Origin of the sequence: Thalassotalea euphylliae (genome assembly GCF_003390375.1) — a bacterium.
In the GTDB taxonomy this organism is placed as follows: domain Bacteria; phylum Pseudomonadota; class Gammaproteobacteria; order Enterobacterales; family Alteromonadaceae; genus Thalassotalea_F; species Thalassotalea_F euphylliae_A.
Genome location: NZ_QUOT01000001.1, coordinates 1,291,110 through 1,314,144 on the forward strand (window position 1 = coordinate 1,291,110; position 23,035 = coordinate 1,314,144).

The following is a 23,035-nucleotide window of genomic DNA, read 5'->3' on the forward strand; positions in this document are numbered from 1 at the left end:
GAGCACCTATTCACTTGAGTTGTTAGTTTCATCTTCATTACGCGTCGTGATGCGAATTGCACCATTTTCTAAACGAATGATGTTAATTTTATTATCTTCACCTGTAGAATCAACCACTTCCTTAATCGCTTCTACGTCTTTTACACTGATAGTTGGGGTATCGAGTAAGCTTTCTTGATCTAGCCCATATTTTGAAATAGCGATAACAACTTTTCTATTTTGCGCTCGTCCCTGTGACGTGCTGTTATCTGCGCTGGGATAATACTGACCATAGCCTTCTATTGCCATTCTTGCAGGGGTTACCCCAAGCTCTTCAAGCAAGCGTAAAATCGCAGTTGCTCTGGATACTGAAAGTTCCCAGTTAGAAGAGAATATTTCGTTATTAATGGGTTGGTTATCAGTATAGCCTCGTACGCGCACAAAATTAGTAACATCAGCAAGTACTTGGTTGATAACAGTTAGTATCGCGTCTGCTGAACGCGTTGGAGAAGAAGAGCCACTAGGAAATAGCAAGCCACTGTTGAGCTCAATTTCCAGCCAGTCACCATCTATTTTTAACTGGGCATAACCAGATTCAATGATGTCGTATAAAGCGGTATGCAGTTTTTCTTCTAACGAGGTCAGGTTAGTGCCAACGTCGCTATCTGCAATGTTAGACAGAATTGGCTGACCATTGGTTAACTCTGGGCCAGCATCATCTTTTAAGCCGTCGCCATATAAACGCTTATTCGTTTTACTCGAATTCACGGGTAGAATGTCATCACCGTGACCGCGGTTTTTAGGCAATTCGTCATTTGCTTGGAATACTCGCCCTATTGAATCAGTCACCGTTTCAAACGGCTCTTCATTGATCATCGCCATGGCGTACAAAACCACGAACAACGCAAACAGCAATGTCATGTAGTCGGCATAAGACACTAGCCAACGGTGAACATCATCATGTTCAACATCATGGCGCTTTATTCTGAGCCTACTCATTCTTGCAACCTAAACGCTGACAAACGATTTTCAATAGCGTGTGGGTTTTCCCCTTGTGAAATTGCGATTAGACCTTGAGCCATCATCTCACGATACATAGTTTGCTGGTGAACAATAGCACGGATTTTATTGGCAACAGGAATGTATATTAAATTAGCAAAACCAACGCCGTATATTGTCGCAACAAAAGCTGTTGCGATACCTTGGCCCAACATATCGGGATCAGACAAGTTACTCATCGCTTGGATAAGGCCTAATACCGCCCCTAGAATACCAATGGTTGGGCTATACCCTCCCATAGATTCAAAGATTCTTGCTGAACGCAGACTATGTTCGCGATAAAGCTCTAAGTCTAGCTCCACTGAAGTAATAAGCTGTTCAGTTTCAATGCCATCGGCGAGGAAGTTTAAGCCTTTGTTGACAAAGCGGTCTTCAACATCCATCGCGACATTTTCCAACACTAGATAACCAGACTCTCTAGCTTGCTGTGCCCACTCAACAATGTCGTCAATGCCTTTATCGATATCAAATTTTGGAGGTGTAAAAATCCAAGGCAATAAGGACATTGCGTGGCTAAATTGTGCTTTGGATGACTGGAGCAGCACTGCACCCATAGTGCCACCAACGACGATAATAAACGCGGGGAGCTCAAACAAGGTGCCGATGGCACCACCTTCAATGCTAAATCCCAGATATATCGCAAGTAGCGCAACAATAAGCCCAGCAATACTGAGCTTATCCATGGCCTAACTCCTTTAGGATAGAGCCTGCGACTTCGGCAAGCGGCAACGACAATTCAGATATGCCAGCTTTTGCCACGGCCTGTGGCATACCATAAACGACACAACTGGCTTCATCTTGAGCCCAAATAGTAGCACCTTTATTCTTCAACATACGAGAGCCTTCCCTTCCATCAGCGCCCATACCGGTCAATATGATACCTAATACTTCACCCGCATATATTTTCGCAGCAGAGCCAAAACTTATATCTACACTAGGTTTGTAAGCAACTCTGGCAGAGTTGTCTTCCATCACCTTAAGTTTTGCTGCATTTTCCGTACCATCGATTAACATTTGCATGCCGCCCGGTGCTAGGTAAGCCTTGCCAGCTTCAAGTCGATCGCCGTCTTTCGCTTCCTTGACGGAAATTTGACACAAAGAATTCAAACGATTAGCAAATGCTTCCGTGAACGCTGCCGGCATATGTTGAACCATGACTATCGGTAAAGGGAAATTCGCGGGAAGTTGAGTCAGTATTTGTTGAAGAGCTACAGGACCGCCTGTTGACGTGCCTATCGCAAGTAATTTGTATTTTTTGCCAGAGCTTTTACGCAGCTTAGTCGCCGCGACAGCATTTGTAGGTTTTTCAGCAGTACTCATAACTTTTGCTGAAACGGGAGTTGCTGCAGGCGTTTTACGTTCAAAGCGAGGCTTTATAGCTGGAGCTGCTGTAGGTGAAGGTGTTCGTATACTCGGCGTTGCATGGCTAACGGGGCGTCGAATAAATCCACGCTTCACCGAGCCACTTTTTCTTGCGAGTTCTAGCACTCGCTGACGTAGCAAACTACCAGCGTCTTCACTGTTTTTGGCTATTTCATTAAATTTTTTCGGCAAGAAATCCAACGCACCTGCATCTAGTGCCTCAAATGTTGCTTTTGCACCTTCATGCGTAAGTGACGAAAACATTAAAATGGCGGTTGGAGAATTGGCCATGATGGCTTTTACCGCATCGATGCCATTTAACACTGGCATCTCGATATCCATGGTAATGACATCTGGCTTTAATGAAGCAGCCTTCTCAACTGCTTCTTGTCCATTTACTGCCACATCAATCACTTCGATGTTTGAGTCTTGGCTTAGTATATCGCTGACTCGACGTCTAAAAAAACTCGAGTCATCAACCACCAATACTTTATATGCCATGTAAATTCTCTAATGCAGGCCAGCAACCTGGGAACTGCGCGTTAGCCGCGCAGTTTTTTATGAACGAGGGATTTTTTCGCGTAGTGCTTTAACATACTTGGTACATCAAGAATTAACGCGATGCCACCATCACTAGTAATTGTGGCGCCGGCCATACCTGGCGTACCGTGTAGTAATCGGTCTAATGGTTTAATCACTACCTCTTCTTGACCAATTAAGCTGTCAACCACAAAGCCAACTTGCTGTGTGCCCAGTTGCACAATAACAACATGACCATTATCGCGTGGTTTATTCTCGCTACCTTTTACTAACCATTGATCAAGATAGAACAACGGAATAGCTTTCTCACGAACAATAATTGTAAGCTGACCATCAACCACATTAGTGTTAGTTAAATCTAAGTGGAAGATTTCGTTAACACCAGCTAGCGGTAAAGCAAAAATCTGTTCGCCAACAACAACCATTAGCGTCGGCAAGATTGCTAACGTTAGCGGCACTTTAATTTCTAAAACGGTGCCAACGCCCATTTCAGAATCAATATTAACGGTACCATTTAGCTGAGTGATTTTGGTCTTAACAACGTCCATGCCAACACCACGGCCAGACACTTCAGAAATCTCTGTTTTCGTTGAGAAACCAGGAGCGAATATAAGGTTGAACGCTTCTTTCTCAGGCATGCGAGCCGCAGCTTCTGCATCTAACACACCACGGTCAATCGCAATTTGCTTAAGCTTTTCTGCATTCATACCCGCACCATCATCACGGATGGTTAGTAAGATATGATCACCTTCTTGTGAGGCAGATAAAATAACCGTACCTTCACGCGGTTTACCATTGGCCTCACGTTCGCTTGGCTCTTCAATACCGTGGTCAACTGAGTTTCGAACTAAGTGAACTAGCGGATCAGCTAGTGCTTCAACTAAGTTCTTATCTAAATCAGTTTCTTCACCTTCAAGAATCAGCTTAATTTCTTTATTTAAGCTACGCGCCAAATCACGAACAACACGAGGGAAGCGGCCAAATACTTTCTTGATTGGCTGCATACGCGTTTTCATCACCGCGCCTTGCAGGTCTGTTGTTACTGCATCTAGATTAGAAACCGCTTTTGTTAGCTCTTCGTCTTCTTTCGTCAGACCTAAGCTCGTTAGTCGGTTACGTACTAATACGAGCTCACCAACCATGTTCATAATTTGGTCTAAACGTTTAGTATCAACACGAACGGTGGTTTCCGCTTGCGGAGCCGCAGGCGCTGCAGGCTTCTTATCTTTAGCCGCAGGCTTAGCTGGCGTTTTTGCTGCAGGCTTGGCCGCAGGTTGTGCTGCTGGTTTGGCAGCTTGAGGTTTAACCGCTTCAGGCTTAGCCACTGGTTTAGGTGCTGGAGTCGCTGGCGCAGCACTTGGGGCTTTGCCTTTACCGTGCAACTCATCCAGTAACGCTTCAAATTCGCTATCGTCAATTTCGTCAGAAGAACTGCTTTGGCTTGTCGTAGTTTCTTTTGCTGCTGTTTTGAATGCACCTTGGCCATGAAGTTCATCTAGCAATGATTCGAATTCATCATCCGTAATTTCATCGCTATTGGAAGATGCAGGTTGTGCAGCAGGCGTGCTAGCAGAAGCTGCGCTATTTCCAGGACCATGAAGTTCGTCAAGCAGCGCTTCGAACTCGTCTTCCGTCATTTCTTCATCGCCGCCAGCAGATTCTGCTGCAACGTCAACTTCTTGGAAGATCTCTGGTTCGTGCTCTTCAACAGCTGGAGCTGGTGCGGCGCTCTCTGCACCTTCTGGCTCACTCAAACGGTGAAGTTCAGCAAGCAAAGCTGGATCTGCAGGTTCTGGTTGTTCACGATTTTGCACTAACGCAAACATTTCATTAATGGTATCAAGCGCCTGCAAGATTACATCCATCAATTCAGGGGTTACAGAGCGTTGGCCATTACGCAGAATGTCAAACACATTTTCCGCACCGTGACAGGCATCAACAAGTTCAGTTAATGATAAAAATCCGGCACCACCTTTGACGGTATGAAAGCCTCTAAAAATAGCGTTCAATAAATCAGCGTTGTCTGGGTCATTTTCCAACTCAACAAGTTGCTCAGACAATGCTTCTAAAATTTCGCCTGCTTCTATTAAAAAATCCTGTAGAATTTCTTCATCCGCTTCAAAGGACATGCACCAAACTCCCGCTAAAATCCTAGGCTAGATAAGAGATCATCAACGTCATCTTGATCTGATACAACGTCGTCTCTCTCGTCTGTATTAACAATCGGCCCTTCAACTAGGTTCTCACCAGTTTTCAGGGTTGCTTTTTCTCTTTGCTCATCTTCCGTCACACCAAAAGCTGTCAGCATATTAATCAAGCTTTCTTCCACTTCTCGTACAAGGTCGATCACTTTTCTAATCACTTGACCCGTTAAGTCTTGGAAATCTTGCGCCATTAATACATCTGTCATTAGCGCGTGCATGCGTTCGGTTTCTGATGATGTTGTTTTAAGCAATTTGTCGATATCTTTACAAAGTGCTTTAAACTCACCCAAATTCAGCTCATTGTGCATCAGCTTTTGCCAAAGTGGATTAACAGCTTTGACTTGCTCTTGAATAGTATCAACAACTGGGAAAATGGATTCTACCGCGTCCATGGTCTTATTAGCCGCATCTTCTGTACGGCTAATAACATAATTTAAACGCTCTTTTGCATCAGGAATATCAGCATTGGCTAAGTCGTTTAGTCGAGAGTCCAATTGGAAATTCATCATTGAGTCATGCAATTGACGGGTCAACTTACCTATCTCTGCAAATAACTCTGAATTAATTGGGTTTTGAATATCAGCGAGTAATTGGTCAGCTTTTTCTTGCTGACCATTCTCGATAAATTCAACTAATGACTTGGCTTGTTCTAAAGTAATCTTTGCACTAGACAATTTACTCATGAAATTTCCTCGCGTTTAGCGCGTTTATCCTAAACGTTCAAAAATCTTGTCTAGTTTTTCCTTAAGGGTTGCAGCAGTGAAAGGTTTAACAATGTAACCGTTTACACCTGCTTGCGCCGCCATCACAATTTGCTCTTTCTTCGCTTCTGCAGTGATCAGAAGCACCGGAATGTGTGCTAACTTCTCATCAGCGCGAATTGCTTTCAAAAGATCGATACCTTGCATACCCGGCATGTTCCAGTCGGTCACTACAAAGTCAAAGTCACCGCCTTGTAACATAGGCAACGCTGTGCTGCCATCATCCGCTTCTTGAATATTAGTAAAGCCTAAATCGCGTAATAAGTTCTTAACAATTCTTCTCATTGTCGAGAAATCATCAACAACAAGTACTTTCATATTTTTATCCAAGGCACCCTCCGGTGAAATAAATCAATAAATTTCTATATATTCTACTTAACTTTGCCAAGATTGCATACGTGCTTTTAATCGATGCATTGCTTGACTATGAATTTGGCTTACTCTTGACTCACTAACGTCAAGAACTTGTCCAATTTCTTTTAAATTGAGCTCTTCGTCATAATAGAGCGACAGTACTAAAGCTTCACGCTCAGGTAAAGTCGAAATACATTCTGTTAACGTTTTTTTAAAGGTTACATGTTCAATTGTATGATATGGATCATCTTCTTGAAATTCTTCATCAAAACTAAGCACATCATCAGTCACCCCTAAATCTTCGATGCCGATGATTTTTCCAGTGCTTACTTCATTAAGAATATGATGGTATTCATTTAGGGAGATATCAAGCTTATCAGCAACTTCCGAGTCTGTTACATCGCGACCAAGTTCACCTTCCAATGCTTTGATAGCATCGCTGATCATTCGGCTATTCTTGTGAACAGAGCGCGGAGTCCAATCCCCTTTGCGAATTTCATCGAGCATAGCGCCGCGAATTCGAATGCCAGCAAAGGTTTCAAAACTAGCGCCTTTGCTACCGTCAAAGTTGCTCGCTGCTTCCAATAGTCCAATCATGCCAGATTGAATTAGATCGTCAGCAATAACACTTGCAGGCAATCTGGCCAACAAATGATAGGCAATACGTTTAACTAATACCGTGTGCTGTTCGATTAGTGCCGATTTATCAAGATAGCTAGTGTAAGCATTAGCTTTAACCACTATAACTCCCTATGAGGCGTTATTGCTCAAGCAATTGTTCGATAAAGAACTCTAAATGACCTGAAGGTCGATTGGGAATAGGCCAACTGTTGATTTTACTTGCCAATTCGCTAAACGCTTTTGACGCTGCCGAATCTGGAAAAGCATCAACGATAGCTTTTTGCTTGCGCACCGATTTTCGAATATTTTCATCAAATGGCACCACAGCAACCAACTCAATCGCGACATCCAGAAAACGATCCGTCACTTTAGTCAGTTTAGCAAATAACTGCTGCCCTTCTTTTGGGCTACGTACCATATTGGCAACAACTTTAAATTTAAATACACCGTGGTCGCGGCTTAATAATTTCATCAACGCATAACAATCAGTGATAGAAGTAGGTTCGTCTGTTACCACTAACATCACATCTTGAGCGGCGCGGGCAAAGCTTAACACCATGTCTGAAATACCCGCTGCGGTATCAACAATTAAGACATCAAAGTCTGTTTGCATATCGCTGAAGGCGCGAATTAGGCCAGCATGCTCTGACGGTGTTAAGTCCACCATAGATTGCGTACCAGATGTCGCTGGAATGATTTTAATGCCTGCTGGACCTTCAATAATGATGTCGTCAAGTTCGCAATCACCACTAAGGACATGAGCAATGTTTTTCTGAACGCGCAGGCCAAGCATCACATCAACGTTTGCCAAGCCTAAGTCAGCATCGAGTACCAGTACCTTTTTACCTTGTTTAGCCAGTGATATAGCGGTATTGAGTGAAACGTTAGTTTTACCTACACCTCCCTTGCCTCCGGAAACTGCGATAACTTTGATTTGTCTTAAATCTTGCATTTTTCGTAAGCCGCTTGCTTGGTCAATCATCTACTACGTCTCAAAGGTTAACCAAAGGCAGCTGAGGCCATTGGTTGTCTATTAGCGCTAAAATTGAATCTTACCGCTGATTTGTTTGCTAATTTCTCTGCAAGACTAACTAATTTTTCAGCATTTGCAACTTTAATATCTTCTGGAACACGCTGACCGTCTGTTAGATAACCAATTGGCATACCGTTTTGAATCGCAGTTGATAAGATTTCACCCATACTTAGGCTTTCATCTAGCTTAGTGAAAATGCAACCACATAGTGGAATTTTCTTAAAGCGTTCAACGTTTTCCTGCATTACGGCTTGTTGCGTATTAGCCGCCAATACTAAGTAGTTTCTGATGCGAATACGTGAGTTTGCCACTAAGCCAGATAAGTTCTCAGCTAAGCGCATGTCACGTTGTCCCATACCTGCAGTATCGATCAAAATTAACTTCTTGCTGCTGTATTGTTGAATTAACTGTTCAAGGGCATCGCTATCTTTTGCGAGCTTCACAGGACAACCGATAATTTTGCCGTAAGTTTCAAGTTGCTCGAAACCACCAATACGGTATGTATCAGTAGAGATTAACAAGATGCTATCCGCGCCGTGAACTTGTGCGAAACGTGCAGCCAATTTGGCCAAAGTTGTTGTTTTACCAACACCGGTTGGGCCTACTAGTGATACCACACCACCACGGTGAATAATGTCGTTATTAGTGGTGTTTACTTGGCTACTCAATAATTGCAGCGCACTTTGCCAGCTTTGTTCTTCGTCTAAATGCGTAGGGACAAAGCCCGCAATTTGATCAGCTAACTGCTCGTTCAAACCAAGCGCAGTCAAGCGGTCAATTAACATAGCGCGGTTGGGGTCTTTTTGCGCCATGTCTTGCCACATTAGGCCTGATACTTGATGTTCCAACAATTGACGAATAGAAGCCATTTCAGCTTTCATTTGGTTAAATGCGTCCATGCTAACTACGCTTGAATCGTTGCCATATGCTGCTGTTGGGGTATTAGCAGCTTGAGCAGGAATAGCAGCGTTGGCAGGTACACCAAAACCATCATCTTCAGTCGAGAAAGGTTGTTCGTTTTGAGTAGCTTCAGTGCCAGCATGTTGCTGCTGAAGCTTGTCAGTAAACTGTTTTAATTGCAGTTCTAAATCTGGCGTCGCGCTATCGTGACTGTTTTTTGACACAGCGGCTGTTTGACTAGATTGACTAGCTTGAATGCTTTGCGGTTGCGAAACAGGTTGTTGCTGAACGTTTCTAGCCAACAATGCACTTAAGCTATCTGCCGGAGATTGAGCTTGCTCAGCACTGTCTAAACCCGACATGTCTAAACCAGACAAGTGCGGTTCAATACGCTGTTGTGGCTCAGTTTGCTGATGAATACCAGACGCTGCAGGTGCTGGAGCCGATAGATTAACTACGTCGTCAGCAAGATCACGTTTAGTTTGAGCTGGCTCTTGAGCCTGGCTCACTCTTGGCTCAACACGTGCGTTGTTATCTTGAGCCGCCATTAATTCGACACCTTCAGGAATCTTCTTGTTTGACATAATGACAGCGTCAGCACCTAACTCTTCTTTGATTTGTGCCAACGCAGTTCTCATATCTTTAGCAACATAACGTTTAATCTTCACTGATAACCCCTTAATTCAGCAGATAGCATTCTAATTCTTACGTCTGTGCTGGTGGTTTAGTTACCGATTGCGCTGACAATCTTGATTTGCCTATCATCTGGAACTTCTTGATAAGAAATCACTCTCAGGCCTGGAATCGTGTATTTAACAAACTTCGCTAATACCGTTCTTAGTATGCCTGACGTTAACAAGATAGGTGTTTCACCGCTTAATTCTTGTTGTTGTGCGCCATCGGTTAATGATTTTTGCAGTCTTTCTGCAAGGCCAGGTTCTATACCTGCGCCATCATCACCAGCCATCTGCATAGACTGATGCAACATCTGTTCCAACTCTGGCGCCAATGTTATGACAGGCACTTCATTTGCGGAACCGACCATGTCTTGAATGATAAATTTACGTAGCGTAATTCGCACTGCAGCCGTTAATACTTCTGGGTCTTGGCTCTTCGGACCATACTCTACTAGTGTTTGAATAATGCTGCGCATATCACGTACTGCGACACCTTCATTCATTAAGTTTTGCAGCACTTTAACAACGGTGCCAAGTGGCAGAACGTCAGGAATAAGTCCTTCAACAAGTTTCGGATAATTCTGCCCTAGACGGTCGAGTAAGTTTTGCACTTCTTCGTGACCAATAAGCTGTGACGCGTTGTTACTTAAGATTTGGCTCAAGTGTGTAGCCAGCACTGTAGCGGCATCTACCACGGTGTAACCAAGCGATTGCGCTTGCTCGCGTTGATTCTGCTTGATCCACACAGCGTCTAAGCCAAAAGCAGGGTCTTTCGTCGGAATTCCGTCAAGTTGTCCAAATACTTGGCCTGGGTTAATTGCCAAGTCATGATCGTGGCGAATTTCCGCTTCACCTACCGCAACTCCCATTAATGAAATTTGATAAGTGTTTGGCTCTAGGTCCAAGTTATCGCGAATATGCACTGCCGGTACAAGGAAGCCAAACTCTTGCGAAAGTTTCTTTCTCACCCCTTTAATGCGATTGAGTAACTCACCACCTTGTGCTTTGTCCACCAACGGAATTAAGCGATAACCAATTTCTAGTCCAATTACATCAACATGATTTACATCATCCCAACTTAAATCTTTCGTTTCTTCTTCTTTCTGTTGAGTTTGTACTTGCTCTTCTTGGGCTTTTTGTTGAGCCTCATCCGCTTTTTTCGCTTTCAGTTTTTCACCGAAGTAAGCAATCCCAGCAATCAACGCTGCAAACGTTAAAAACGCAAAATGTGGCATACCAGGAACAATACCCATAACGAACATGACGCTAGCCGCAATATACAAAGAACGAGCTTGACCTAACTGACTGCTGACCTGCTTGCCCATTTCTTCAGAGGTGTTTTGACGGGTAACCACGATTGCTGTGCCTACTGAAAGCAATAAGCCCGGAATCTGTGCAACTAAGCCATCACCAATGGTGAGTAAGGTGTAGATCTCAACGGCAGCATCAAAGCTTAGGTCATGCTGCACCATACCAATGACTAGGCCACCAATAATGTTAATGAAAAGAATTAAAATGCCAGCTATCGCATCACCTTTTACGAACTTACTCGCACCATCCATCGAGCCATAGAAATCTGCTTCACTGGTGATTTCTTGGCGACGTTCACGCGCTTGGTCTTGCGTGATAAAGCCAGCATTAAGGTCGGCGTCAATCGCCATTTGCTTTCCTGGCATAGCATCTAGGGTAAAACGCGCCGTTACTTCAGAAATACGACCCGCACCTTTGGTAACAACGACAAAGTTAATGATGATCAAAATTAGGAAAACCACTAAACCGACAGCGTAATTACCGCCGATAACAACCGAGCCAAATGCTTCAATAACAGCCCCAGCAGCATCAGGCCCCTCATGACCTTCCAGCAGCACCACACGCGTACTTGCCACGTTTAATGACAACCGGAGGATAGTCGCAATCAACAATACCGATGGGAATGCGCCAAAATCCAACGGCTTTAAGGTATAAACCGTAATCAGCAACACCACGAGTGATAAGGCAATGTTAAAAGAAAACAGTACATCCAATAGCATGGCAGGCATTGGCAGTACTATCATGCCAAGTGCGGCCATTACTAGGAAAGGCGTACCTAAGCCAGAAAGGTGGTTTACTTTACTTTTGTCAAATTGAGGGAATTTCGCTAATAACTGCATTTCTAATTAGTGATAAAGTTTTGACGATTACGGGATAGTACCGATTAAGCAATAAGTAAGCCAGCTAGCTCAGGCTCTAACTAAACTATTTTATAAGTAAAGCTGTTACTAAAATTGCTACTTACACTATTCTTGCGGTATCAATATCGATAATCGTCTGGGATTGGAAGGTTTTTAGCTAATGGCACTGGGCGGCGACCTTTGCCAGAGCGGTGTGCTCTTAACTGAAAAATAAAGGCGAGCACTTGTGCGACCGCCGCAAACAGAGCCTCAGGTATTTCTTCGTTAACTTCTGCTGTGTAATACAAAGAGCGCGCTAACGCAGGCGATTGCAGAATTTCCACGCCGTGCTCTTTTGCAATGGTGCGTATATGTATCGCCATTTGATCTGCGCCTTTAGCAATCATCATCGGTGCGCCGCCCTGCTCGGTATCATATTTTAATGCGACTGAGTAATGGGTTGGATTAGTAATCACCACATCGGCTTGCGGCACATCTTGCATCATACGGCGTTGCGACATCTCATACTGCGCCCTGCGGATACGACCTTTAATTTCTGGGCTACCCTCAGTGTTTTTCATTTCATCTTTAACTTCTTGTTTGGTCATTTTGAGCTGACGGGTGTGATTCCAAACTTGATATGGCGCATCAATGGCGGCAATGATACCCAATGAACAGGCCAAAACTAAGAACATCCACAAGAGCATCTCAACCGCGTGACCAAAGTTACTCGGCGCTGACTCTAAACTTAAGCTGATGATTTCTTCAAAGAGAACGGTGAGTAAGGTTATCGCGACAAAAAAGACAACAAAGAATTTAAGCAGTGATTTAATGAGCTCGACCCCTGCTTGTACGCCCAGCATTCGCTTGAAGCCTTGCAGTGGTGAAAGCTTACTAGCCTTGGGCGCCATTGCCTCCCAGGAAAAATTCATACCGCCTAACAAGGTGTTCCCAACAAAGGCTGCGAGCGTGATAATCGCAAAAATCCATAACATTGGATACATCACACCGGCGAAAACCTCACCAACGATGTTAAAAATATTCTGAGTATCCATTACCTCTTCGCGAGTAAAGGTAAACATGCGCTTCATCATTTGTGACAAGCTAAGCACTAACGAATCACCGACCATCAACAACGCAACCGCACTGCTGATCAACACGAACATAGTGCCTAAATCTTTCGAGCGAGGGATTTGCCCTTTCTGTCGAGCTTCCGACAGTTTTTTCGCCGTCGGCTCTTCACTGCGTTCACCTGAGTCTGAATCTGCCATGGTTACTAGTTACCCATCAGAAATTTATACCAATTGAATTTATTATTTGATCAATTATGGCGTAGGAAAAAGGTTCATAAACAAGGCGTTATTTCTTGTTAACTAGTTGTTCTAATTTCAAAAACAACAACGCAGTTAATGAGTATTTTAACCAGCCAGAATGTTCAAGTATTTATTGAAATTGGTATTATACACCAGAAAATTAACGTGCACCGCAATCAACAAGGTAGCAAGTAAAATCAATGGCACGCGCCCACTGCTGCTCAAAATGCAGCAAAAAGTTACCTAACGTAAGCCACATAATGATAAGCCCGCCTGTCATGGTAATAGGAAAGCCAACTGAGAAAATGTTAAGTTGTGGCGCAGCACGGGTCATAATACCAAATGAAAAGTTAATCAGTAACATTGCCGTTAAGGGCGCCAACGCCAACGACAACGCAGTGGTAAACATCCAGCCAGCCCACTCGACGGTTTCTTTGTATTTAACGGTTTCTAGTCCTTCACTTGGAATAGGTATGGTTTCAAAACTAATCACAATAAACTGAAGAAACGTTAAATGACCATCAAGTCCCCAAAACAGTAAGGTGGACAAAATCAAAAAGAACTGACCAACCGCAGGCACGTTAGTACCACTAGCAGGGTCAACCAGTGAAGCAAAGCCCAAACCCGTCTGCATTGCAATAATTTGTCCGGCCAAGGTAAAGGTATTAACCACCAGCACGGTCACAAAACCAATCAAGACCCCTATCAATATTTGTTCAACAACCAATAAGAAGGTTTCAAAGGCAAATAAGTTATCAACACCAACGGGCGGAATAGCTGGCATTATCGCGAGCGTTATCGCGATACACAGCAGTAGTTTTATTCGCGTTGGAATGGTTTGCGCACCCAAGCCAATCATCGACATGACTAACGCTGAAACGCGTGTCAAAGGCAGCAATAAATCAGCCATAAATTGATTGATGACTGACTCAGTAAACTCCATTAGCTCACCACACTCGGGATACTATTGACTAGCCTGATGGTGTAATCCATCAATTTTTCCACTAGCCAGTGGCCACCGAAAATAAGGGCCAACAAAGTCACGATCAAACGAGGTAAAAAACTCAAGGTTTGCTCATTGATAGACGTCGCCGCTTGGAAAATTGCGACAATTAAACCGACAATCAAGCTCGGAACAACAATCGCTGACACAAGCAAGATAACGAGAAACATTGAGTCTCTTAGTACATCAACAAAGACCTCTGGTGACATAGCTAAGTTCCTAAGCCATAACTAGCGGCAATGGTACCAATCACCAAGTTCCAGCCATCAACTAATACAAACAGCATAAGTTTGAATGGCAAAGAGACTATCATGGGAGATAGCATCATCATACCCATTGCCATGAGCACACTGGCAACCACTAAGTCGATGATCAAAAAAGGAATAAACAGCATAAAACCAATTTGGAAGGCGGTTTTTAGCTCACTGATCACAAAGGCTGGAATAATGACGGTCATCGGTAAGTCAGTTGGCTGATCAACTTCAGTAATACCTGCCATTTCGGCAAGGGTTGATAAATCTTTCAAGCGCGTTTGTTCAAGCATAAAGGCTCTGAGTGGCACTTTAGCTTCGTTGATGGCGTCAACTGACGTCATTTGCTCTGCTAAGTATGGCTGAATTGCCACTTCATCAATTTGGTTGTAAACCGGCGTCATTATAAAAATCGTCATAAACAAGGTTAAACCAATAATCACCTGATTTGACGGCGTTTGCTGTAAACCAAATGCCTGTCTGAGAATTGCCATTACAACCACAATGCGGGTAAACGAGGTCATCATAATTACCGCTGCGGGGATAAACCCGAGCGCGGTCATAAAAATCAGAATTTGTAAGGTTACTGAATACTCTTGCGAGCCGTCTGGATTAGTGGTTAATTTCAGCGCCGACATCGAAAGGTCGTCAGCCGCCATTAACTGGCTAGACGTCAGTAACACGAGTAATGACATAGCGACAATTAGTACTTTTTTCATTATTCTCTTATCTAGATGATGTGTTAACAGCATTCGCTTTCTTACTAGCTTTTATTACAGTCAATTTAACGTTAAACACTTAAATTCTAACGAATTACTTTTTCAAGAGCTTACTGAGGCTAGCCGCAATATCAACAGGCAAGTTCTGCTGACTCGCTAATGGCTCAGCCAACTCTTGTAGTATTGAAATATTATTGGCAGTGACACCAAGCAATAACTGCTTACCCGCCACTTCAACAACCACTAATCGCTCTTTTGTACCAATGTGCATTGACGTGATAACTTTTAAATCACTGTGCAACTGCCCACCTAATTTAAATTTCTTTAATAGTGAAGCTGCTAGCAATATTAACGCCAACACCGCTAAAAGCGACAATAACATGCTCGATAACTCAAGATTATTGCTGGCAACATGACGCCCTACTTCTGGCGCTACTTGTTGGGGCGTTAGAGGCTGTGCACCAGCCGTAGTGGGATTAGTTGCGATGGAATCAGCATTTTCAGGGTTAGCCACTGATACTGATTGAAGACTCTGCTCTTTTGTTGGTTCAAGCGGTTTAGTTAATTGCTCTGAATGAGGTGAGCCTAACGCGAGTTCTGATTCGAGCACTTTTTGCGAATTTAGTGGCCCCGCAGACGGTGTTGGCTGTGTTTGATCTTTATCTTCTGATTGCTGAGCATTTACCTGCAGCCCACAAAACAAAGCCAGTACCAAGGTACAGGCTTTGATAATACTTGCAGTGGTCAATCTCATAGGATTACTTGAGCTTTTTAATACGTTCAACCTGACTGATAACATCGGTAAGTCGAATACCAAACTTGTCGTTAACGACAACCACTTCACCGTGGGCGATCAAAGTACCATTGACCAGCACGTCAAGCGCTTCACCAGCAACGCGATCTAATTCGACCACAGAGCCTTGGTTTAATTGCAGCAGGTTACGGATAGAAATATTTGAGCGACCAACTTCCATGGAAATTGTTACCGGAATATCTAAAATTGCATCAAGTTTGCGCTGCTCTTCACCTGAGATAGGTGTATCGTTTTCTTCAAGTTCTTCCAACTCGACTTTCTCAGCGCCTTCAGCAGCCTCGCGAGCTTCGGCCTGTTCATTCAGGGCCTCGTCCCACATACTTAGGTCATCATTTTCAGTACTCATAACTGCCTCTAATTAATACTCTAAATCGTCTTCTAGCATATGCAGTTCAGCATCACTATCTAGGCGTTTACCGCCTTTGGTTAATATGGTTAATTCAGACTTCACAGACTCTGGACGTTTAATCTTCTCTTTAATTTGCAGAGCAACATTGTCACGACTTCTTCCCAGCTTGGCTCTAAAGGTTGGTAAGTCTTCAATAAGCACAGTGACATGATCTGGAATTTCCACAGGTATGATATCTCCTGCTTCAAGCTCCATGATTTTTTGCAGCGGCAAATCAACCTCAATAAACTTGGTGGTCAACTCTACTGGCACATCAAGAATTTCATCGCGCAGCGCTTTTGACCAGCGCATGTCAGTGTCTTCTTTGTCACTTTGCACACCAGCGTCAAGTAATTCGCGGATCGGCTCTAACATCGAATAAGGCAAGGCAACGTGGAAATCACCACCACCACCATCAAGCTCAATGTGGAATGAGCTAATCACCACCACTTCGGTAGGGCTAACAATGTTTGCCATTGACGGGTTAACTTCTGAATCTAGGTACTCAAACGACACATCCATAACAGGCGACCAAGCTTCTTTGTAATCTTCGAAAATCAGCTTAAGTAACATTTGGATGATGCGGCGTTCAGTGGGTGTAAATTCACGACCTTCGATTTTCGCATGGTAACGACCGTCACCACCAAAAAAGTTGTCTACCAAAATAAACACTAAACGTGCTTCCATGGTAATTAAGGCGGTACCTTTTAGCGGCCTAAATCTTACCATGTTCAAACTGGTTGGTACGAACAAGGTATGTACGTACTCACCAAACTTGATCATTTGAATACCGTTTATCGAGACTTCTGCAGTGCGGCGCATCATGTTAAATAAACTGATGCGCATGTGGCGCGCAAACCGCTCGTTAACCATTTCAAGTGTTGGCATGCGGCCACGAACGATACGATCCTGCGAAGAAAAATCATAGTCAGATGTCCCTTCTTGGGGTTCCTGTTCCTCGACTATTTCATCTTCTTCGACTTCATCGACACCGTGCAGTAGCGCATCAATCTCGTCTTGTGAAAGTAAGTCACTCACTTGAAATTACTCTTATACTCAATTTTAAATATTGCTTTGTCTGGCTTGCCAGTTATTGCATCACAAAGCCAGTAAATAGCACTTTTTCGACAATTTTATTACCAGAAATTTCGCTCAGTATCTTTTGCACTTCCGCTAAAGATTTCTGTTTTAACGACGCTTTACCGGCACTGGTTGCTAAGTCATCTGCATTGGCCAATGAAAACGTTGACAGCAAAGTGCTCTCAATTAATGGCACATGCTTTTTCGCTTCTTCTTCATTGTCACTGCCACGCACTAATAGCTGCACGCGTATTTCAACGAAACGGTCTCGTGTTGCACCTGGTACGTTGAATCTGAAGGGTCTTGGCATCGGAACATAAAGTGCGTCCCCTGTTGACGCGCCTGCCGCCTCGGCTGGCATTTCTTCACTACCTTCACCGCTTTCACCACTTTCTAACGCCGCTGCTACTTCTTCTTCTGACGGCTCGCCGCCCATAAAGAAGAATACACCACCACCTGCCGCTAATAACACGACTACGGCAATGATGATGATCATCATTTTTTTCTTGCCACCGCCGCCGTTATCGACTTCCAATTCTTTTTCGTCTGCCATAAAACACCCTAATTAACCAGCAGTTGAGTTGCTTTGCTAAACTATATCGTCGTTAGCTGTTTACGCCAATGCTTTTAATGTTTTAAGCGTAGAAATCAATACCAGTTGCCGAACCTTTAACCAACTGAGCGATATTTTCGGGTGCTGCAGATAGCTCTTCATTACCGCTGGCTCCGCGTCCGAATCGACCCTGCTCTTGACCACTGCCCTGCTGCTGTTGCGCGACATTGGCATCACCAACATCTACCCCACTTTCCTGTAGCATATCTCGCAATTTATCCATGTGTTGCTCAAGTGCATCTTTGGCTTGCGGGTTTTGTACAGTGAAATTCACCGCTGCTTGATCCCCTTGCAAATTAACACGCACATGCACATTACCCAGCTCAGGTGGATCTAGCTGAATATCGACTTGTTGCAGCTTTTGATTGACCATCACCATCACTTTATCTTTCACCGCGTTAGCAAAGTCTCGGCGATAAATATTGATGGTTTCCGTTTGTAATTGCTGCGTTTTCTTAATATCTAAGTTGCTGTCAATTACTCGGCTAGCGGCCGCCTCTAATTGCTCGACTTGCTCAGGGGTTAAATTTTCAGTATTTGTGATCGAACTCGTTGTATGAGTCTGGCTAGCATTCGCTGCTGCTATGCTCTCTGCAAAACTCATGCGCGAGTTTGGAGCAGAAACTTGTGCTTGTTGGCTGTTAGTTTCAACCTGTTGTTGCAGAGTTTCAGCTTGCTGGTGCTCACCTTGATTCAAATTTTGTTCTTGCTGCTCTGCTTGCGCCGCATCCGCCACAGCATTTAACTGTTGAACATGGGCAGACGGTTCACCACCTGTTCGCTGCGTTGCAGCGCTGTTAGTATTTCGTTGCTGGTTTGAAGTAATTTGTACATCATTCGCGGCGGCAGCGTTTTGCTCTGCATCAAGCACTTGATCGTTAGCTGAGTTAATTGCATTACTTGCACTTGCTGCCTGACCGTTAACCGATTGAACGGATGATTGCTCATTAACCTGAGATTTGTCATTGGCAGTGTTGCTACCCTGCGAAGATGCCGACAAGGTATTTTGTGAGGGGCCCTGATTAGCGCCTTGGTTAGCGCCTTGACTCGCAGATAAATCGCCGCTTAATTGCTTAATGTTCTCACCAGATGCGCCATTACCTGCCGCATCAGTCTCTATTGCTGCATTGGCAAGCGAGGTTGCTGATTGTCCCTCGGTTAACTCTTCAGCACCTGCAGTCTCTAACCCTAACTTAGGCTCAATCTTGGTATTAAGATCGGTAGGTTGTGCCAACCTGTTACCTTTGCCTGCCAAATTACCAGCAGATTGAGAAACAACTGATAAGTCATTAGCACTCGGATCTTTGCTCGTTTGGCTATCGTTGCCTAGCTTACTAGCGTCAATTTTTTGTTCACCACTTTTAGAAGAATGTGCAGCTAATAACTCATCTAATTTACTCGATGACGACTTATCGGATAATGTGCCATTTTGTGATTCACTTTCACCTGCAGGTTTTTCTTCCCCAGAAACTTCAGTGCCATTAGTCTTAGATTCGTTCGAGCTAGTCGAAACACCAACAAGTTTATTATCCCCGTTAGCTTGAGCAAACTGCACGCTAGTGTTTTTATCACCTTTAGCAGCGTCCCCACTTAGCCACTTTTCAGATTTTGCCAGCAAGGTCATGAAATCATCAGATTTGGTTTCTTGTTCTGCTTGCTTTGCTAGCGACTGACTAGCGATTTGTTCCTCTGAAACCTTCTCTTCGCCTGCCACTTGTTTAGGCGTGTCAGATGCTTGTGCATCTTTTTGCTGGCTAGATGATTCCTCACCCTCAGTTGTTTTAGCGTCATTTGGCTGAGCATCGGTATTCTTGCTGTCCAATGCGTGTTCACTATCTAAACTAGCGTCTTGCTCTTTATCTACATTAACGCCTTGATCTTTATCTACATTAGCACCTTTATCACTGGCACGACTTGTATAATTAGTTTGCTCTTTTTGCTGAGTTTGCATTTGGCTATCAACAAGTTTGGAAAACTCACCACTATTGCTAGCTTTGTCGCCACTAGATGCTGCACCAGCAACTAGGTCATTACTTTGTAGTGTGTCTATCGACAATACATTTACTCGTGTCATAACAGTTCCAATACAACTAAATCCATTCTTAATGCCCGCCTATTGCATTAATCAACCAACATCTTCAATCGGCATTAAGCTCAAGGCAAACTATTCATGGTGACTAAGCAACCACTTATCTCATTTTGTACATCGCCAAGTTACATCACTTAGCTCTTTTTCAATTGTCAGTGTCGTTTACAAACCTTCACACAGGTTTTAGACGGAAAATCTTGTGCTATTAATGAATCCTGAGCGGCAATTATTGCGACTTGGTTTTTCAATTTTCCGCTAACTTCTGTTTGCTGACGCCCCAATGCTATGGCTCGTAAGGCTTATACAACGCTCTAAGTGAAGACCTATAAAAGGTATCACAAAAATAAAAAAGCAAAAATTACGCCACAGTATAAAGAACAAACATTAACGTGCCCTTCTGATAAATTGTTGGGTGGCGATTTCATCAAACATTTTTTGTTCTTTACGCGCCTCTTGTTTAGCTAACTCTTTCAGTTTTAGCTCTCTAAGGTGCTCTACCGCTTGCACTTTCTGGCGTTGTGCTAGCCATTGCCGCTTGCGCTGCTCCATCAAGGCTTTAGCTTGGTTAATAGCAATTGAAACTTGCTCTGCCGCTTGATCGAGTTTTTTTACAAAGGCGTGAAAGTGGTTAAAGGTCGCACTATCGATACCCGCTCTAGAGCGCTCACTAAGTCTGCGCATATACTCCAAGCGATAATCACTGACACCTTGCATACGCTGTAAATTCTGCTGGTAGTCAAGCTCTGCCGCTTGCAATTGCTGTGCGGCTTTGGTTTCTTTTTCCTTTTCGAATCGATACAAAATATCGAGCTGCTTCGAAGACATCGCTTTACCCTTTGCTATCCGTTGCGTTCATTAAATAATTCGTCAACTTTCCCATTTCTCACCCCTAACATTACTAGCGCGCTACTGCCATGTTTTGTTGGGCTGGTTGCCCTTGCTGTGCTTGTGCTGCCGCAACAATTTCATTGAGTTGCGTTAAGCTCTGATCGTAAGGGATTACTTCCTTCATTTGCTGTTGCAAATAGAACTCGATAACTGGTAACAAGTTAATTGCCTGATCAATACGTGGATCACTGCCTTTGGTGTATGCGCCAATGGCAATTAAGTCTTTATTTTGTTGATATAGCGAATAAGTTTGTTTCAAGCTACGCGCTAGTTGCTGATGCTCAGGGCTGGTCACCATAGGCATAACACGTGAAATTGACGCTTCAACATCAATTGCTGGGTAATGACCACTATCAGCCAAAGAGCGTGACAATACGATATGACCATCAAGGATCGCCCTTGCGGCATCAGCAATTGGGTCTTGCAAGTCATCACCTTCGGTTAGTACCGTATAAAACGCGGTGACTGAGCCTTGGCCCTCACCGCCATTACCCGCGCGTTCAACCAATTGCGGTAACTTAGAAAATACTGACGGTGGGTAGCCTTTGGTCGCTGGTGGCTCGCCAACGGCTAAGGCGATTTCACGTTGTGCTTGGGCATAACGAGTCAGCGAGTCCAAAAGTAGCAGCACGTTAAGCCCTTGATCGCGGAAGTATTCAGAAATTTGTACTGCAGTTTCGCAGCCTTTTAAGCGCATAAGCGGCGAGCAGTCTGCAGGAGCTGCAACAACAACTGAACGTCGTCGCCCTTCTTCGCCCAAAATTTCTTCAATAAATTCTTTAACCTCACGGCCACGCTCGCCCACTAGGCCAACGACGATAACATCAGCGCTAGTACCGCGGGTCATCATTCCCAATAGCACAGATTTACCAACACCAGAGCCAGCAAAGAGCCCCATACGCTGCCCTTGACCAACCGTAATAAAGCCGTTGATAGAGCGCACGCCGACATCAAGCGGCTCTGAAATTGCTCGACGAGCAAGCGGGTTAAGTGGTGTGTTATCATGACGATATTGCTCGTCCGCTTCGATTGGCCCTTTGCCATCAAGCGGGTTACCAACACCATCAATCACGCGCCCTAACAAATCCATTGACATAGGTAGGCGGACTTTAGCGGAAAGTGGCAATACGCGAGCGCCGGGTAATACGCCAGTCAGGCTTTGCTCTGGCATCAGATAGGTTTTATCTTCTGCAAAACCCACTACTTCAGCAATTAGATCACCGTGAGCCGTTTCAACTAAACATTGGCTGCCGACATGTGCTTTAACTCCAACAGCCTCAAGTGTTAAGCCGACCACACGGATCAAGCGACCCGCTACTGCTTGGCTAAAAGGCTTAATAATAGGTTGGCATTGCGCTAAACGCTCCGCCAAGTGAGAACTTTCAATCATGTTGGAATTTTGACAACAAACTACTTATGCAGTGCTTCTTGCAAAAATGATTCCACAACTTGTTTGATACGTGATTTGATGGTTAGATCGATACTTGATGTACTATTTTCGATTTGACAGCTACCTGGCTCGAATTGCGGTGCTGGCAACAATCGCCACCCTTGCTCTTGAATATAGCTGTCGCCAAATTGCTCGGTAACGCGTTCAATATCGCTTGGGTGCAATAGCATTTGAACTTGCGAGTCTTGGCTAGGTAGCGCTTTAATGCCCTCGCTAATTGCCGCCATCAGAATATCGGGGTTGGTTTTAGCCTCAGTCAGTATGACCGCTTCGGTAAGCTGTGCAACCAAGACCAGTAATTGATGTTCAATGTTTCTTTCTACGACAGCAAGCGGTTGATGCAACTGTTCAACTTGCTGTTGCCATTGATTCGCCAACTCGGTGATGGCTTGTTCGCCAGATGCTAAACCTTCGGCATGACCTTGCTCGCGGCCGGCTTGCTCACCGTCTTGATGCCCTTGCGCCTTGCCTTCGTCATAACCTTTGGCAAAACCTTCCTCTTTGCCTTGGTTGAAGCCCTCTTCATAGGCGGCCTGACGAATCTCTTCAATTTCTTCGGCAGTTAAAGGTACAGGCTCCGGCTCTGGCTCTGGTGGTGGTTCATAACGCCAATTGCGCGGTTTACCCAGTGCATTGGTTTGCTCAAGTTCTTGCGCCGTTACTTGCTTTTCAACGTCCGGTAAGTGCCATAGTGAACTTTCTTGTTCACCTTCTTTGAGCACTTGCTGTCCAACAGACGACTTTGTGAATTTATTCATAACAAGGAGTGACTAGGCAAATATTGGTT

At 44.2% G+C, this 23,035-nt stretch carries 22 protein-coding genes; all 22 read right to left on the minus strand.

All coding sequences use genetic code 11. The features are described 5' to 3' along the window. Nucleotides 1–6: 6 nt before the first annotated feature. The 22 genes from DXX94_RS05715 to fliH all read right to left on the minus strand — a co-directional run bounded on the left by DXX94_RS05715 (nucleotide 7) and on the right by fliH (nucleotide 23,006). The gene (locus DXX94_RS05715) at nucleotides 7–978 is read right to left on the minus strand and encodes a flagellar motor protein MotB (protein ID WP_116014452.1); all 972 of its coding nucleotides are present in this window, start codon (nucleotides 976–978) and stop codon (nucleotides 7–9) included. Beyond that, complete coding sequence (locus tag DXX94_RS05720; RefSeq protein ID WP_115999552.1) at nucleotides 975–1,721, minus strand: flagellar motor protein; 747 nt, start codon at nucleotides 1,719–1,721, stop codon at nucleotides 975–977. The genes DXX94_RS05715 and DXX94_RS05720 overlap by 4 nt, the downstream gene beginning before the upstream one ends. After that, a complete protein-coding gene (locus tag DXX94_RS05725; protein WP_116014454.1) occupies nucleotides 1,714–2,901 on the minus strand; it encodes a protein-glutamate methylesterase/protein-glutamine glutaminase in 1,188 nt (395 codons plus the stop codon). The genes DXX94_RS05720 and DXX94_RS05725 overlap by 8 nt, the downstream gene beginning before the upstream one ends. A 41-nt stretch (nucleotides 2,902–2,942) precedes the next feature. Further along, nucleotides 2,943–5,069 (minus strand): chemotaxis protein CheA, encoded by a 2,127-nt coding sequence (locus tag DXX94_RS05730; protein WP_116014455.1) that lies wholly within the window; start codon nucleotides 5,067–5,069, stop codon nucleotides 2,943–2,945. Between the two features lie 14 nt (nucleotides 5,070–5,083). Continuing rightward, nucleotides 5,084–5,827, minus strand: a complete 744-nt coding sequence (locus DXX94_RS05735; RefSeq protein ID WP_116014457.1) for a protein phosphatase CheZ — start codon at nucleotides 5,825–5,827, stop codon at nucleotides 5,084–5,086. A gap of 24 nt (nucleotides 5,828–5,851) precedes the next feature. Then, complete coding sequence (gene cheY / locus DXX94_RS05740; RefSeq protein ID WP_115999548.1) at nucleotides 5,852–6,235, minus strand: chemotaxis response regulator CheY; 384 nt, start codon at nucleotides 6,233–6,235, stop codon at nucleotides 5,852–5,854. A 45-nt stretch (nucleotides 6,236–6,280) separates the two neighbouring features. Continuing rightward, nucleotides 6,281–7,000, minus strand: a complete 720-nt coding sequence (locus tag DXX94_RS05745) for an RNA polymerase sigma factor FliA (protein WP_115999547.1) — start codon at nucleotides 6,998–7,000, stop codon at nucleotides 6,281–6,283. Between the two features lie 19 nt (nucleotides 7,001–7,019). After that, nucleotides 7,020–7,862, minus strand: a complete 843-nt coding sequence (locus DXX94_RS05750; protein ID WP_116014459.1) for a MinD/ParA family protein — start codon at nucleotides 7,860–7,862, stop codon at nucleotides 7,020–7,022. Between the two features lie 17 nt (nucleotides 7,863–7,879). Next, entirely contained in the window at nucleotides 7,880–9,481 is a 1,602-nt protein-coding gene (flhF, locus tag DXX94_RS05755; protein WP_116014461.1) for a flagellar biosynthesis protein FlhF, read from the minus strand. 56 nt (nucleotides 9,482–9,537) lie between these two features. After that, nucleotides 9,538–11,640 carry a flagellar biosynthesis protein FlhA gene (flhA, locus tag DXX94_RS05760; protein ID WP_116014462.1) on the minus strand — a complete coding sequence of 701 codons (2,103 nt, stop codon included), beginning with the start codon at nucleotides 11,638–11,640 and terminating at the stop codon, nucleotides 9,538–9,540. 140 nt (nucleotides 11,641–11,780) lie between these two features. Next, on the minus strand, nucleotides 11,781–12,911 hold the full coding sequence (flhB, locus tag DXX94_RS05765; protein WP_116014464.1) for a flagellar biosynthesis protein FlhB: 1,131 nt from the start codon (nucleotides 12,909–12,911) through the stop codon (nucleotides 11,781–11,783). Between the two features lie 202 nt (nucleotides 12,912–13,113). Beyond that, nucleotides 13,114–13,896 (minus strand): flagellar biosynthetic protein FliR, encoded by a 783-nt coding sequence (gene fliR / locus DXX94_RS05770; protein WP_116014466.1) that lies wholly within the window; start codon nucleotides 13,894–13,896, stop codon nucleotides 13,114–13,116. Continuing rightward, on the minus strand, nucleotides 13,896–14,165 hold the full coding sequence (fliQ, locus tag DXX94_RS05775; protein WP_115999540.1) for a flagellar biosynthesis protein FliQ: 270 nt from the start codon (nucleotides 14,163–14,165) through the stop codon (nucleotides 13,896–13,898). Before fliQ ends, fliR begins: the two co-directional genes overlap by 1 nt. A 2-nt stretch (nucleotides 14,166–14,167) precedes the next feature. Further along, nucleotides 14,168–14,902, minus strand: coding sequence for a flagellar type III secretion system pore protein FliP (gene fliP / locus DXX94_RS05780; protein WP_374188845.1), 735 nt, complete (start codon nucleotides 14,900–14,902; stop codon nucleotides 14,168–14,170). 118 nt (nucleotides 14,903–15,020) lie between these two features. Next, nucleotides 15,021–15,680: a flagellar biosynthetic protein FliO gene (gene fliO, locus DXX94_RS19495; RefSeq protein ID WP_258872110.1), complete on the minus strand. Its 660-nt coding sequence runs from the start codon at nucleotides 15,678–15,680 to the stop codon at nucleotides 15,021–15,023. 4 nt (nucleotides 15,681–15,684) lie between these two features. Continuing rightward, nucleotides 15,685–16,086, minus strand: a complete 402-nt coding sequence (gene fliN, locus DXX94_RS05790; RefSeq protein WP_115999538.1) for a flagellar motor switch protein FliN — start codon at nucleotides 16,084–16,086, stop codon at nucleotides 15,685–15,687. 12 nt (nucleotides 16,087–16,098) lie between these two features. After that, on the minus strand, nucleotides 16,099–17,166 hold the full coding sequence (gene fliM, locus DXX94_RS05795) for a flagellar motor switch protein FliM (RefSeq protein ID WP_116014469.1): 1,068 nt from the start codon (nucleotides 17,164–17,166) through the stop codon (nucleotides 16,099–16,101). Nucleotides 17,167–17,218: 52 nt separating this feature from the next. After that, nucleotides 17,219–17,761, minus strand: coding sequence for a flagellar basal body-associated protein FliL (gene fliL, locus DXX94_RS05800; protein ID WP_115999536.1), 543 nt, complete (start codon nucleotides 17,759–17,761; stop codon nucleotides 17,219–17,221). 82 nt (nucleotides 17,762–17,843) lie between these two features. Next, the gene (locus DXX94_RS05805; protein WP_116014471.1) at nucleotides 17,844–19,895 is read right to left on the minus strand and encodes a flagellar hook-length control protein FliK; all 2,052 of its coding nucleotides are present in this window, start codon (nucleotides 19,893–19,895) and stop codon (nucleotides 17,844–17,846) included. Nucleotides 19,896–20,294: 399 nt separating this feature from the next. Then, nucleotides 20,295–20,735: a flagellar export protein FliJ gene (gene fliJ, locus DXX94_RS05810; protein WP_116014473.1), complete on the minus strand. Its 441-nt coding sequence runs from the start codon at nucleotides 20,733–20,735 to the stop codon at nucleotides 20,295–20,297. A gap of 73 nt (nucleotides 20,736–20,808) precedes the next feature. Further along, entirely contained in the window at nucleotides 20,809–22,188 is a 1,380-nt protein-coding gene (gene fliI, locus DXX94_RS05815) for a flagellar protein export ATPase FliI (RefSeq protein ID WP_116014474.1), read from the minus strand. Nucleotides 22,189–22,208: 20 nt separating this feature from the next. Then, on the minus strand, nucleotides 22,209–23,006 hold the full coding sequence (gene fliH, locus DXX94_RS05820) for a flagellar assembly protein FliH (RefSeq protein ID WP_116014476.1): 798 nt from the start codon (nucleotides 23,004–23,006) through the stop codon (nucleotides 22,209–22,211). Nucleotides 23,007–23,035 lie beyond the last annotated feature (29 nt).